Origin of the sequence: Bartonella sp. AP331QHHD (assembly GCF_042195905.1) — a bacterium.
In the GTDB taxonomy this organism is placed as follows: domain Bacteria; phylum Pseudomonadota; class Alphaproteobacteria; order Rhizobiales; family Rhizobiaceae; genus Bartonella.
This window is the reverse complement of sequence record NZ_JBHIPG010000026.1, coordinates 1-13,077: the sequence shown is the minus strand read 5'-3', so window position 1 is coordinate 13,077 and position 13,077 is coordinate 1. Positions and strand designations below refer to the sequence as shown.

At 37.7% G+C, this 13,077-nt stretch carries 11 protein-coding genes, 2 tRNA genes and 4 pseudogenes; 3 read left to right on the top strand and 14 right to left on the bottom strand.

Features of this window, described 5'->3' with window-relative positions:
• Window positions 1-9 precede the first annotated feature (9 nt).
• The 9 genes and pseudogenes from nuoH to ACFIMS_RS02635 form a co-directional block, all read right to left on the bottom strand.
• Window positions 10-1,056 carry an NADH-quinone oxidoreductase subunit NuoH gene (gene nuoH, locus ACFIMS_RS02675; protein ID WP_375632259.1) on the bottom strand — a complete coding sequence of 349 codons (1,047 nt, stop codon included), beginning with the start codon at window positions 1,054-1,056 and terminating at the stop codon, window positions 10-12.
• Between the two features lie 21 nt (window positions 1,057-1,077).
• Complete coding sequence (gene nuoG, locus ACFIMS_RS02670) at window positions 1,078-3,147, bottom strand: NADH-quinone oxidoreductase subunit NuoG (RefSeq protein WP_375613455.1); 2,070 nt, start codon at window positions 3,145-3,147, stop codon at window positions 1,078-1,080.
• Between the two features lie 68 nt (window positions 3,148-3,215).
• Window positions 3,216-4,520 (bottom strand): NADH-quinone oxidoreductase subunit NuoF, encoded by a 1,305-nt coding sequence (gene nuoF / locus ACFIMS_RS02665; RefSeq protein ID WP_375681243.1) that lies wholly within the window; start codon window positions 4,518-4,520, stop codon window positions 3,216-3,218.
• A 129-nt stretch (window positions 4,521-4,649) separates the two neighbouring features.
• Window positions 4,650-5,340 (bottom strand): annotated as a pseudogene (gene nuoE, locus ACFIMS_RS02660) (NADH-quinone oxidoreductase subunit NuoE).
• Window positions 5,340-6,530, bottom strand: a complete 1,191-nt coding sequence (locus ACFIMS_RS02655) for an NADH-quinone oxidoreductase subunit D (protein ID WP_375613457.1) — start codon at window positions 6,528-6,530, stop codon at window positions 5,340-5,342. Before ACFIMS_RS02655 ends, nuoE begins: the two are co-directional and overlap by 1 nt.
• A gap of 121 nt (window positions 6,531-6,651) precedes the next feature.
• A complete protein-coding gene (locus ACFIMS_RS02650; RefSeq protein ID WP_375613458.1) occupies window positions 6,652-7,263 on the bottom strand; it encodes an NADH-quinone oxidoreductase subunit C in 612 nt (203 codons plus the stop codon).
• A gap of 14 nt (window positions 7,264-7,277) precedes the next feature.
• Window positions 7,278-7,859, bottom strand: a complete 582-nt coding sequence (locus ACFIMS_RS02645) for a NuoB/complex I 20 kDa subunit family protein (RefSeq protein WP_375638388.1) — start codon at window positions 7,857-7,859, stop codon at window positions 7,278-7,280.
• The gene (locus ACFIMS_RS02640; RefSeq protein ID WP_005773599.1) at window positions 7,850-8,215 is read right to left on the bottom strand and encodes an NADH-quinone oxidoreductase subunit A; all 366 of its coding nucleotides are present in this window, start codon (window positions 8,213-8,215) and stop codon (window positions 7,850-7,852) included. The genes ACFIMS_RS02645 and ACFIMS_RS02640 overlap by 10 nt, the downstream gene beginning before the upstream one ends.
• A gap of 298 nt (window positions 8,216-8,513) precedes the next feature.
• Window positions 8,514-8,590, bottom strand: a tRNA-Asp gene (locus ACFIMS_RS02635).
• Window positions 8,591-8,764: 174 nt separating this feature from the next.
• On the opposite strand from ACFIMS_RS02635, the gene ACFIMS_RS02630 reads away from it, so the two are divergent.
• Window positions 8,765-8,840, top strand: a tRNA-Val gene (locus ACFIMS_RS02630).
• A gap of 99 nt (window positions 8,841-8,939) precedes the next feature.
• Here ACFIMS_RS02630 and ACFIMS_RS02625 read toward each other — a convergent pair.
• Window positions 8,940-9,342, bottom strand: a pseudogene (locus ACFIMS_RS02625) (helix-turn-helix domain-containing protein).
• 216 nt (window positions 9,343-9,558) lie between these two features.
• Between ACFIMS_RS02625 and ACFIMS_RS02620 the strand changes: the two are divergent.
• Window positions 9,559-10,281 (top strand): ATP-binding protein, encoded by a 723-nt coding sequence (locus ACFIMS_RS02620; protein ID WP_375681244.1) that lies wholly within the window; start codon window positions 9,559-9,561, stop codon window positions 10,279-10,281.
• Between the two features lie 754 nt (window positions 10,282-11,035).
• Here the strand turns inward: ACFIMS_RS02620 and ACFIMS_RS02615 are convergent.
• From ACFIMS_RS02615 to ACFIMS_RS02605, 3 genes and pseudogenes are all read right to left on the bottom strand, one after another.
• Window positions 11,036-11,431 (bottom strand): hypothetical protein, encoded by a 396-nt coding sequence (locus ACFIMS_RS02615; protein WP_375696370.1) that lies wholly within the window; start codon window positions 11,429-11,431, stop codon window positions 11,036-11,038.
• An 11-nt stretch (window positions 11,432-11,442) separates the two neighbouring features.
• Window positions 11,443-11,823, bottom strand: a complete 381-nt coding sequence (locus tag ACFIMS_RS02610) for a hypothetical protein (RefSeq protein ID WP_375682522.1) — start codon at window positions 11,821-11,823, stop codon at window positions 11,443-11,445.
• A 20-nt stretch (window positions 11,824-11,843) separates the two neighbouring features.
• Window positions 11,844-12,113: pseudogene (locus tag ACFIMS_RS02605) on the bottom strand (DUF4043 family protein); the annotation flags it as partial.
• Window positions 12,114-12,297: 184 nt separating this feature from the next.
• On the opposite strand from ACFIMS_RS02605, the pseudogene ACFIMS_RS02600 reads away from it, so the two are divergent.
• Window positions 12,298-12,435 (top strand): annotated as a pseudogene (locus tag ACFIMS_RS02600) (integrase); the annotation flags it as partial.
• A 94-nt stretch (window positions 12,436-12,529) separates the two neighbouring features.
• On the opposite strand, the gene ACFIMS_RS02595 reads toward ACFIMS_RS02600, so the two are convergent.
• Window positions 12,530-12,922: a helix-turn-helix domain-containing protein gene (locus ACFIMS_RS02595; protein WP_375660029.1), complete on the bottom strand. Its 393-nt coding sequence runs from the start codon at window positions 12,920-12,922 to the stop codon at window positions 12,530-12,532.
• Between the last annotated feature and the right edge of the window lie 155 nt (window positions 12,923-13,077).

The window sequence follows — 13,077 nt, the reverse complement described above, 5'->3', positions numbered from 1 at the left end:
AATCTCCTCTTAAACGAAATCCGTAAACTTTAAAAAAGCAGCAGTTATCACAACCATTGCTAGTGAGAGAGGAAGAAAAACCTTCCAACCAAGCCGCATGAGCTGATCATAGCGATAACGTGGAACAAATGCTTTAACCATAGCAAACCAAAAAAATACAAAACAGACTTTTAAAACAAACCAAATGATACCAGGAACCCAATTAAGCCACCAAACATCTAAGGGAGGCAGCCAACCGCCTAAAAATAGAATGGTTGTTAATGCGCACATTAAAACAATCGCAACATATTCACCTAGAAAGAAGAGCATGTAAGGCGTTGAAGAATATTCTACCATATGACCAGCAACAAGTTCGGATTCTGCTTCCACCAAATCGAATGGAGGACGGTTTGTCTCTGCAAGCGCAGAAATAAAAAATATAATAAACATTGGAAAAAGGACCAACCAATTCCAATCGAGAAAACTGTTAAAAGGAAGACCAAGAGTTGTACCAAGCCCGTGCGTTTGTTTAAAAACAATTGTTGTGAGATCTAACGAACCACTTATTAAAATGACAGTCACAAGCACAAAACCAATGGAAACTTCATAAGAAACCATTTGTGCCGCCGAACGAAGAGCTCCTAAGAAAGGATATTTTGAATTTGATGCCCATCCCCCCATAATAACACCATAAACTTCAAGAGACGAAATGGCTAAAATATAAAGCAAGCCAACATTAATCTTTGCAATCTCCCAACCCTCATTGACAGGAATAACAGCCCAAGTTGATAAAGCAAGTGTCGCTGAAACAAAAGGAGCCAAAAGAAAAACACCCTTATTTGCACCTGCAGGGATAATAGGCTCCTTAACAACAAATTTAATTAAATCTGCAAAAGACTGTAACAAACCCCATGGTCCAACAACGTTTGGTCCACGACGCAATTGTACCGCTGCCCAAATTTTTCTATCTGCATAAAGAAGATAAGCAACTAAGACCAAAAGAACGACCAAAAGAAGAAGTGTTTTTCCGATTATAATGAGTAATGGCAACAGCCAAGTCATAAAGAAATCATACATCATTATTCCTTTTCCTTTGCCTTACTTTACTGTTTGTGTAGCACGGTTTTTTGCAAGAGATGAACATTCAGCCATAACAGCAGAAGCACGTGCTATCGGATTTGTTAAATAAAAATCTTTAACCATAGAAGTAAATGCTTGACTCTCGAGAGAAACCATTTTTGAACCAAGCGCCTTAAGACCACTTATATCAGAAGGCACTATATCATCAACAGCACAAAGGTGTGGATAATCATTAAACAAGCATTGCCTTAATTGAGAAAGAGAATCAAAAGGGAGCTTTTGTCCTAAAATATCCGATAAAGCACGCAAAATAGCCCAATCTTCTTTTGCTTCACCTGGAGCAAAACCAGCCCGATTTGTCATTTGAACACGTCCTTCTGTATTCACATAAAGCCCTGATTTTTCAGTGTAAGCAGATGCAGGCAAAATAACGTCAGCAGCATGTGCACCATTATCACCATGGCTCCCAATATAAACTGTAAAAGCTTTTGTATTGGCTAATTCTACTTCATCAGCACCAAGCAAAAATAGAACTTCACAGGTTTTAAGTATATTTGCAACCCCAAGCTTAGAAGTAAAGCCTATGTCCAACCCTCCAACAATCGAAGCTGCATTATGAAGAACCCCAAACCCATTCCATGTCTCACTAAGAGCACCTATATTATCAGCTAATTTAGCAAGACTTTTTAAAACAGATAAACCTTCACTTCCTGAAACCGCTCCCTCTCCGATAAGAATAAGGGGCCTCTTCGCTTCTTTTAAGACATTAAAAAAAACATCCTCTCCACGAATAAGTGTCGTTAATGTATCACTCCCAGATCCAAGGTAAGAATAAGGATAACGTAAATCGACTTTCTCTCCAATTAATGCAATAGGAAAATTGCCCATCCGTTGGCGCTTTAAAATACGCGCATTTAAAACAGCTGCTTCATGACGTGGATTAGATCCCACAATAAGCAGTGCATCAGCCTGTTCAATACCTACAATTGTAGGATTAAAAATATAACTCGAGCGCCCAAACTCTGGCGATAAAGCCCCCCCTCTTTGACGACAATCAAAAAGCGTTGAGCCCAAAGAACTCAATAATGCTTTAAGGGCATACATTTCTTCAACAGAAGCAAGATCCCCCGCAATGGCTCCAATTTTTTCTGGAAAAATTTTAGAGATTACCATTTTAATTTTTGCAAAAGCTTCTGTCCAACTGACAGGTTGAAGCTTTCCATCTTTGCGTACATATGGCTTATCAAGCCGCTGAGTCCGTAATCCATCCCAAATAAAACGCGTTTTATCAGAGATCCATTCCTCATTTACATCTTCATTCGTACGCGGCATAATCCGCATAACTTCACGGCCGCGGCTATCAATACGGATAGCACTACCAAGCGCATCCATCACATCAATCGATTCCGTTTTTACCAATTCCCACGGACGGGCATGAAACGCATAAGGTTTTGAAGTTAGAGCTCCCACTGGACAAAGATCAATAACATTTCCCTGTAATTCAGATGTCATAGCTTTTTCAAGATACGTCGTAATTTCAGCATCTTCACCACGACCGATCAAACCAAGCTCAGAAATACCTGCAACTTCCGTTGTAAAACGAACACACCGTGTACAATGAATACACCGTGTCATAACAGTTTTGACAAGAGGTCCAATATATTTATCTTCTACAGCACGTTTATTTTCTGTATAACGAGAACAATCTCGTCCATAAAGCATTGCTTGATCTTGAAGATCACACTCTCCCCCTTGATCACACACTGGACAATCCAAAGGATGATTAATGAGAAGAAATTCCATAACACCTTCACGTGCTTTTTTTACCATCGGTGTATTGGTAAAAATCTCAGGTGCCTCACCGTTAGGCCCTAATCGTAAATCACGAACCCCCATAGCACAAGAAGCCTGAGGTTTTGGTGGACCACCCTTAACCTCAACTAAACACATACGACAATTTCCAGCAATTGACAAAGATTCATGAAAACAAAAACGTGGAATTTCTGCCCCAGCCGCCTCAGCAGCCTGAAGCAACGTGTAGTAATCAGGAACTTCAATCTCTTTGCCATCAACTTTGATATTTATCATCACCCATCCAACCTGCGGATAACCCACTTAAAATTTGCATTCGGTCGTTCTTAAAACAAAATCCTTTATTAAACCGCTTCTAAAGCAATATTTTTGCTTTGGACTACATTTCGCGTGTATTCATCAATTCTACGCTCGATTTCTGGACGAAAATTACGTATCAACCCCTGTACAGGCCATGCGGCAGCATCACCAAGCGCACAAATAGTGTGTCCTTCAACCTGTTTAGACACTTCAAACAAAAGATCAATCTCGCGTTTTTGCGCTCTTCCCTCAACCATACGCCCTAAAAGACGCATCATCCATCCCGTCCCCTCACGACACGGTGTACACTGACCACAACTCTCGTGCTTGAAAAAAGCAGCTATACGCCAAATTGCCTTGATAATATCGGTTGATTTATCCATAACAATCATTCCCCCTGTGCCAAAAGAAGACCCGACATCTCGCATCCCATCAAAATCCATGATCGCATCGATCATATCCTCACCACGAACGACTGGACAAGAAGCCCCCCCTGGAATAACTGCTAAAAGATTATTCCATCCACCACGAACACCACCCGTATGTTTTTCAATTAATTCACGGAATGAAACACCAAGAGCGTCTTCAAATGTACAAGGTGCATTAACATGCCCTGAAACCATAAATAATTTCGTTCCAACATTATTTGCTCGTCCGATTGATGAAAACCACGAAGCACCCCGCCGCAAAATCGTTGGAACAACGGCAATAGACTCTACATTATTTACTGTTGTTGGACAGCCATAAATCCCCATATTGGCAGGAAATGGTGGTTTAAGCCGAGGTTGTCCCTTTTTTCCCTCAAGACTTTCAAGAAGAGCTGTTTCTTCACCACAAATATAAGCACCCGCTCCATGATGAATAACAATATCACAAGCATGCCCATATTTCGTTTTTTTGCCAAGTAAACCCGCATCATAGCATTCATCAACCGCAGCTTGAAGCGCTTCACGTTCACGAATATATTCACCACGAATATAAATAAAAGCAACATTGGCTCCCATAGCAAAAGTAGCGATTGCACATCCTTCAATCAAAGTGTGGGGCTCATGACGTAAAATATCACGGTCTTTACAAGTTCCAGGTTCAGATTCATCGGCATTGACAACCAAATAATGAGGACGTCCATCATTCTGCTTTGGCATAAAGGACCACTTCATTCCAGTAGGAAAACCAGCACCACCACGACCGCGTAAACCCGATGCCTTCACTTCATCAATGATCCAATCACGACCTTTGTCAATCATTTCTTTCAGACCATTCCAATGCCCACGCAACATCGCAGCCTTTAATGATTTGTCTTTTAAACCATAAATATTGGTGAAGATACGATCTTTATCAGCTAGCATACCCCACCTTTTTTTCTATTACCCATAGCATTTTCTGCTTTTCCTCAAATGCAATTTTTAAATATCTTTTCAAGATTTCTTACTTTTCGTTAAATGTTGCCATCATGGGTAGAATAATAAAATATTTTCTCAAGAAAAATACTTAATTATGTTCCCCATTCTTTCCTTATCCTTTTTTGGTGAAGACTTGAGAGATCTTTTTTTCTTTCTCATCATCAATAAGAGAAGTTAAACCACTAATCGGTTCCGACGATTTACGACTATTTTGCGGACCAACCTCTATCTCAGAACCCTTACCTGCTTCAAATGCATCAATAATTTCTTCAAGGCGTTCAGCTGTAAGATCTTCATAAGTATCTTTAAAAATCATAACCATCGGAGCATTCACACAAGCACCAAGACACTCCACCTCTTCCCATGATAAGGTTCCATCCTGATTGGTCGCAAAAGGTTCATGATGAATTTTTTTCTGACAAACTTTAATCAATTCGTCAGAACCACGTAACATACAAGGCGTTGTACCACAAACTTGAATATGCGCTTTTGTTCCAACAGGCTTAAGCTGAAACTGAGTATAAAAAGTAGCAACTTCTAAGACACGGATATAAGCCATGGAAAGAATCTGAGCAATATGCTCAATCGCAGCACGTGTCACCCAACCATCTTGCTCTTGAGCACGCATTAATAATGGAATTACAGCAGACTGCTGACGCCCTGCAGGATATTTTTTTATGGTATTTTTTACCCATATCTGATTTTCTTTTGTAAAAGAAAACTCAGCGGGCTGATAAACATCATCTGCAAGACGGCGTACGGACATTAGCGATCAACCTCCCCAAAAACAATATCAATCGAACCCAAAATAGCTGTAGCATCTGCTAACATATGACCTCTGGTTAAAAAATCCATAGCTTGGAGATGAGCAAACCCAGGAGCACGCAACTTGACACGATAAGGCTTATTGGTTCCATCAGAAACAAGATAAACACCAAACTCACCCTTCGGAGCTTCCACAGCAACATATACTTCTCCAGGAGGTGTATGAAAACCTTCCGTATAGAGTTTAAAGTGATGAATCAGTGCTTCCATCGAGCTTTTCATTTCACTCCGCGTCGGTGGTACAATTTTGCGATCCAAGCTCGAAACCGGTCCATTTTTTTCAGTACTCAGTAAACGTTCCACACATTGGCGCATAATTTTCGCTGATTGACGCATTTCTTCCATACGAATAAGATAGCGATCATAACAATCGCTATTTTTACCTATAGGAATATCGAATTCCATTTCATCGTAACATTCATAAGGCTGACTTTTACGCAAATCCCATGGAACACCAGCTCCACGAATCATAACCCCAGAAAAACCGCGTGCCCAAGCTTCATCAATACTTACAACGCCAATATCCACATTACGCTGCTTAAAAATCCGATTTGGGGTCACAAGCGCGTCAAGTTTTCCGAGAGAAACAAGAAATGGATCAATAAAATCACCAATATCCTCAACTAAAGATTCTGGTAAATCTTGATGCACGCCACCAGGACGAAAATAATTTGCATGAAGACGAGCACCACAGGCACGCTCATAAAAAATCATCAATCTTTCACGTTGCTCAAATCCCCAAAGCGGTGGTGTTAAAGCACCAACATCCATTGCCTGTGTCGTTACATTAAGCAAATGATTAAGAATACGCCCAATTTCAGAAAACAAAACACGTATTAATTGCCCTCTTTTAGGAACTTTTATATCTAATAACTTTTCAATAGCAAGAACAAAAGCATGTTCCTGATTCATAGGAGCAACATAATCCAAACGATCTAGATAAGGACCAGCTTGGAGATAAGTCTTTGTTTCCATTAATTTTTCAGTACCGCGATGCAACAACCCAATATGTGGATCTACACGCTCAACAACTTCACCGTCCAGCTCCAGAACCATGCGCAAAACCCCATGCGCGGCAGGATGCTGCGGACCAAAATTGATATTAAAGTTTCGAACATTGACCTCAGCCACAATCAACCCCTTGCTTTTTAAAAAACTTCATATCAAATATCAAAAAAATCTATCACGCTAAAAAATATTTAATTATTTAAGAAATACAGTACCCTAATATAATGCCTTATCAAAACCAATATTATTTTTTTTCATCTGCTTTCCCATCACATGGCAAAGTATACTGTCCTCCTTCCCAAGGAGAAAGAAAATCAAAATTACGCATCTCTTGGCGCAAAACAACAGGCTCATAAATCACCCTCTTTGCTTCATTATCATAACGGCATTCAACAAATCCTGTCACAGGAAAGTCTTTGCGTAAAGGATATCCTTCAAACCCATAATCTGTTAAAATCCGTCTCAAATCCGGATGTCCTGAAAATAAAATCCCATACATATCATACGTTTCTCGTTCATACCACTCTGCACCAGGATAAACCGTACAAGCTGAAGCAACAGGAGTATTTTCATCAGTACGAACCTTTACACGTAAGCGTAAATTCTCACGAGGAGATAACAATTGGTAAGAAACATCAAAGCGCTTATCGCGAGAAGGATAATCCACACCACTAATGTCTGTAAGATTAATAAATTGACAGCGAGAATCATCACGAACAAACATTAAGACATCGATAATTGCATCAAGACGTGCCACAATGGTCAATTCACCAAAAGCAAGAACAGTCTCTTCAAGCTTATTTTTTAATTTGTTTTCCAAATAAGCAGCAAGCTCAACCAATGTTTCATCCACCATGACAAAAAAACTCTCTATCGCTCTATGGATCCGGTACGACGGATTTTTTTCTGTAGCAACAATATGCCGTATAATAATGCCTCTGCTGTAGGTGGACACCCTGGGACATATATATCGACAGGCACGATACGATCACATCCCCGCACTACTGAATAGGAATAATGATAATATCCCCCACCGTTTGCACATGATCCCATAGAAATCACATAACGTGGCTCTGGCATCTGATCGTACACTTTTCTTAAAGCAGGAGCCATCTTATTTGTCAGAGTACCTGCCACCACCATCACATCTGACTGGCGGGGTGAAGCTCGTGGTGCATATCCAAAACGCTCATTATCATAATGAGGCATTGAGCATTGCATCATTTCGATAGCACAACAAGCCAAACCAAAACTCATCCACATTAAAGAACCGGTACGTGCCCAAGTAATCAAAGCATCTGCCGAGGTAACTAAAAAACCCTTATCTGATAATTCAGCATTGATATCACGAAAAAACTTATTGTCAGATCCTATCAGCCCACCAGTATTTGGATCAATGATTCCTTTTGGTTTTGGAGCCTCAATCGTTGAATTATTAGATCTTAATTCCATTCAAGGGCTCCTTTTTTCCATTCATATATAAATCCAATAGTCAAAATCGCTAAAAACACAATCATCGACCAAAAGCCAAACATACCTATTGATTCGAATGAAACAGCCCAAGGAAAAAGAAATGCAACTTCAAGATCAAAAATAATAAATAAAATTGATACCAAATAGAAACGAATATCAAACTTCATGCGTGCATCACTAAATGAATTAAACCCACATTCATAAGCCGATAATTTTTCAGGATCGGGGGAACGATATGCTACAATGTAAGGTGTAATCAACAAAACTCCAGCAATAACCGCTGACACAATAATGAAAATCAAGACTGGCAAATAAGAGCTCAATAAATAAGCCATAACCCTCTTCCATCATAACGAAATGCCTGAGTTTAACACAATGATTCAATATTGCGTGACCAAACAGACAAATTTAACAATCGCTCTATTAACTCTATTCATACTGCTTCAAAGGCATACAGAGCGATACTTTTCTTATCGGCATAGGTAACGCAGAGCAAAGAAAGACGCAAGCCCTATTATTATAAACCATATAAAAAGAAAGAAAAAACATATTTATTCCCCGATCAAACACTCCACCACATTACTCATAGCATATGGATATTTTAAAAAGGAAATTTCATAAGGAATCACGAAATGGCGCGAGTGACGGGGCTCGAACCCGCGACCTCCGGCGTGACAGGCCAGCACTCTAACCAACTGAGCTACACCCGCGCATTTTTTTTCGAACCAATTTAATTTGGTACAAGCGGTCGTGTAAGGGGTTCATGCGTTCATGTCAAGAAGGATTATGCATTTTTAAAAAAAATTATCAAATCCCATCTTTATTCTTGCGTTTAGAAAAATTCTTCCTTAAATAGTCTCCATTCAATTGCTGATCATTGCATTGGGCGATTAGCTCAGCTGGTAGAGCGCCTCGTTTACACCGAGGATGTCGGGAGTTCGAGTCTCTCATCGCCCACCATATAGCTTTATATTCCTATTAAGTTTTTGGAATTCATATCTTTTTTACTGCGAGGGATGCCTTAATAAAGTTAAGGGAATAGGATTTTTCAACCTATCTCTATAGGACGCCTCTTTTTTTGCAAACTTTCTCAAGAACGTCTTTTAATTCTGCTAAGTTTTGTTGTGAAAAATTCTCTAAATTTCTAACAAACTCACCAACAGCTTCATGCCTCAACGGATCAGAAGTCTTGATTGTAAAACTTTTGCGACAAACATAAGCTTCTTTTCTTAAGAGTAAAGCCTTCTCTTGATCTAAATCATAGAGTTCAATTATCTTTTCCTACAGTCCTACAGGAACAGATTTTTTGCCAATTTCTACAGAAGATAAAAATGATACAGATATGTCTAATTTCTTAGCCATATCTATAGAGGCGTTCTGAGCGAACAATACGAAGTTTGCGTAAAGTTTTACCAAAGGGGGTAACATTTGAAAAATCCTTTAGAAAGAATAAGTATTTTATTCTGATTCTAATAAAGTTTTTCAAATTTTGGTTAGTCTTTATTTTTAGTGTGTGGAGATCTTGTCCAATACCTCTATACAAAAACCGTTATCAAGCATATACAATATCTCTTATGGTGAGAAATTATTAACTTTTCATCAGGAATAGTGTGTTTAATATCATTATAAAATTTAAATATAACAACGAGATATATAAATAAAATATATTGGTGTACTTATGCTTGTCAATCTTAATGCTATAATCCGCGATCTTTCTTCAGAAACGAATATCGTTACAGTTCTTAAGGAATGTATCGTTAACTCTATACAAGCTCATGCAACAAAAATTGATATTTTATTCCAACTTTATGGCAAAGCAGATTTGTGGGAGAATCAACCAATTTTTTCTATAAGTGTTTTTGATAATGGAGATGGATTTACAAAAGAGAATATCAAATCTTTCTCTACTTATAAAAGTGATTATAAAATTCAAGAAGGATGTAAAGGGGTTGGACGTATTACTTACTTGAAAATATTCGAAGAAGTTAAAATCATTAGTTTTAGCAAAGATGAACATCATGCTCAAATTTCACTGAATTTCACTCCACAGTTTACACAAGATTCTTTTAAAAAAGAAAAGGGCGAAAAAGATAAATGGTGGAATACACATTTATCTTTTGAAGGGCCTTATAAACAAAATGTGTTAGATATAAACTTAGTTCATAATGAAATTTACTATCATCTTCTTCCTTTACTTTTTTTAAAGAAAGATGAAAATATCCAAATTAACTTTTATGTACATAATGTAGAAAATTTAGAAGATGTAAATAACTTAAGGGATGTAAAAAATTTAGAAGATGTAGAAAGATTAGAGAAAAGAACAATCAATACGCAAGGCTTTAGAAACTGTTATAAACATCTGTTTCAAACGTTTAAACAGTATTTAGAAAGGCTTTCATAAGTTTCTTTTAAACATAACTTTTTTGCAAATTAATCGCTCTATATTTGTGCTCTGTACTTTTAAATGGTAACTTTTAAAACGTTTTTTAGTACCATATCTAAGGTAAAATAGTATTTTACTGCTGTGGTATTAGCCGCCTCCATTTTTTTGTGGAAGCGAATAATTCCGTTCTTAAAAACTAGTCTGCAATCTATTCATTAAAAGGCTTTTCATTTCATATGATATAAAATACCTCTTTATCATTTTTTTAACTTTTAGTAAGCGTTTTAAAAGTGATCTTATCCTTAATCCTTTTATGCAATCTTTATAAATTAAACCTATAAGCTTATGACAGTTTCAAACGATTATTCCTTTTTAAGGTTTCGCTCAAAAAAGAGCAAAACTCATACCATTCTTTAAACGTATAATCGATAATTCCAAACGACTAAATTTTTAAACAATGTGATTTGTGCTGTGATAAAAACGTGTCATAAAATTTATAAACTGTTATAAATGATATCTGCTTTTCATTTCATTTGAATGCACACATGCGTTATAACATTTACATCATGATTTGCTTTTTATGGTCTATTCATACATGGCAATCTTATATAAAAAACGATCAAATGAATCATGCATAAAAGTGTGGATTCTTAAGTGGATTCATATAAAATAATTTCACACAACCTATTGACTTTATTTCATTTTTTAGTATTATATCTTATATGATCGACTAAGTGCGAAAGTGTTCTCTTATGACGATAAACATCTCGCTTTACAGGTATCGGTCCTCCGGTCTTAACCCGAATATAATGACTATACTTGCTTGACCAGCTTGTACTGTCTTATCAGCTTTAGCATAGAGAGTAAGTTCTTCATCATAAGGGACAAATTCCTTCTGATTGGTGGGCTTAACCTCTTTTACTGCCTGTTGTTTGATTTCCGCTTCACCAAACTCAGTCCCTCCAGCAGTGCTGCCTATTTTGACCTTTGTGTCCGAAAATGCTGTCTTAACAAACACTTTAATCGAAGTAATCAAAGCACCACGAGGGAGGGTGCCTATCTTCATCACCTTTTCTTTATCTTCATAGCTAAAATTAAGCCGCAAAAAGCTTACCTGCTGGGTATGAAGATTTCTCCCTTGCAAGGGCTGTGGTAAATAATCTGCCATGTCTTATCCCCTCAATGATTTGTTACGAATTGCACAACCACAATACATTCACCAGCATCGGTGGTTTTGTCTCGTGTTGCATAAAGGGTCATCTCCTTATCATCTGCAACAAAAGACTTTTGATCTGTTGGCGTAAAATCTTGCGTGCCTTGGGCTTTGATGTCTTTTTCACTGAACTCATTGCCCCCATAGCTGCTGCCAATCTTCAATTTCGCTTCTGAAAATGCCGTCTTAACGAACGCTTTTATTGAAGTGATCAAAGCGCCACGGGGTAATATCCCAATTTTCTCCGTAAGATGCTTATCTTTATGCGAGATATTTAACCGCAAAAAACTTACCTGTTGGGTATGTAGATTTCTGCCCTGTAATGGAGGGGGTAATTGATCTGCCATGTCTTGTTTCCTCCCTATGATTAATTATCAGGTTCACCACTGTAGGTGGGGATAACAATCGTTCCAAAATCTTGCGCTGTTTGTGCGCTATTTGGCATTTTGAAACGGGTCTTCTTCATTCCTATCAAGGTCTTGGCTGCAACACCAAATTGACGTTCATAATCAAAATATTCTTCTTTGAGTGTGTAATGCGTTGCACTGTGATTCTTGCCAAAACCTATAACCGCACTCTGGGCTCCTAAGAAAACCGCACGACGCACACTTTTAACAGCTGTATTATCTGTCGATTTAATACCATGTAACACATTGATTTATAATCATAATTCACTGTTTTGTATGTTGAATGAGAGTCCCGAATATCGTAAGATTCTCTCATTTCAAGTCTGTGTATGTTGAATCAATTAAAACTATACCCTTGCACGTCACAAGTGGGATGAATGTGTGGATAAAATTTGTATAAGAAAGGATTTTAAAATGGCTCTTATGAACCGTCTTAATGCAAGATCTGTCGCAACATTGGGGGCTGGCAAATATAATGATGGTGCTGGCTTGTTACTTCATAAGCGTAAAGATGGAGGTGCTCAATGGATTTTACGGTATACCCTTCACGGATAACATGTAAGTTTTATGTAAAAATAACTTGCTGTATTTATACAGCTTTTTTACAGTGAGGGACGCGTAAATAAAAGTTAGGGAATAGGATTTTCTAACATTTGTCTACAACAGTAGCATTTTCTTTTCTTTGCGCTTCGCTAATCATCTCTAATAATGTTTTGAATGCTTCTAAATCCTCTTGTGAAAAATCTTTTAAAGTTCTAAAAAACATGCCAACAGCTTCACCTCTCAACGGATCAGAAGTCTTGATTGTAAAACTTTTGCGACAAGCATCCGATTCTCTTCTCAAAATTTCTGCTACCTCTTGATCTAAAGCATAGAGTTCAATTATCTTTTCCTCCAGTCCTACAGGAACAGATTTTTTGCCAATTTCTACAGCAGATAAAAATGATACAGATATGTCTAATTTCTTAGCCATATCTAAGAGGCGTTCGGAGTGATCAATGCGAAGTTTCCGTAAAATTTTACCAAAAGATGTAACCATATAAAAAGTCCTATTAGAGAAGAAATATTTCTTCTGATTCTAACAAATCTTTTTATGATTTTCTTCAATTATTACGAATCAAGAGTTCTTTTCGGGGTGGTTTTTTAGCAAAACCAGAGGTCCAAAGGGTCTCTAATTCTAAAAAGTCAAAATCC

Excerpts from the sequence above, each read along its gene's own strand:
- ACFIMS_RS02615 (WP_375696370.1), bottom strand. The coding sequence starts at position 11,431 with ATGGCAGATTATTTACCACAGCCCTTGCAAGGGAGAAATCTTCATACC.
- nuoG (WP_375613455.1), bottom strand. The coding sequence starts at position 3,147 with ATGATAAATATCAAAGTTGATGGCAAAGAGATTGAAGTTCCTGATTAC.
- nuoH (WP_375632259.1), bottom strand. The coding sequence starts at position 1,056 with ATGTATGATTTCTTTATGACTTGGCTGTTGCCATTACTCATTATAATC.
- ACFIMS_RS02595 (WP_375660029.1), bottom strand. The coding sequence starts at position 12,922 with ATGGTTACATCTTTTGGTAAAATTTTACGGAAACTTCGCATTGATCAC.
- ACFIMS_RS02650 (WP_375613458.1), bottom strand. The coding sequence starts at position 7,263 with ATGGTGGATGAAACATTGGTTGAGCTTGCTGCTTATTTGGAAAACAAA.
- nuoF (WP_375681243.1), bottom strand. The coding sequence starts at position 4,520 with ATGCTAGCTGATAAAGATCGTATCTTCACCAATATTTATGGTTTAAAA.
- ACFIMS_RS02640 (WP_005773599.1), bottom strand. The coding sequence starts at position 8,215 with ATGGCTTATTTATTGAGCTCTTATTTGCCAGTCTTGATTTTCATTATT.
- ACFIMS_RS02620 (WP_375681244.1), top strand. The coding sequence starts at position 9,559 with ATGCTTGTCAATCTTAATGCTATAATCCGCGATCTTTCTTCAGAAACG.
- ACFIMS_RS02645 (WP_375638388.1), bottom strand. The coding sequence starts at position 7,859 with ATGGAATTAAGATCTAATAATTCAACGATTGAGGCTCCAAAACCAAAA.
- ACFIMS_RS02610 (WP_375682522.1), bottom strand. The coding sequence starts at position 11,823 with ATGGCAGATCAATTACCCCCTCCATTACAGGGCAGAAATCTACATACC.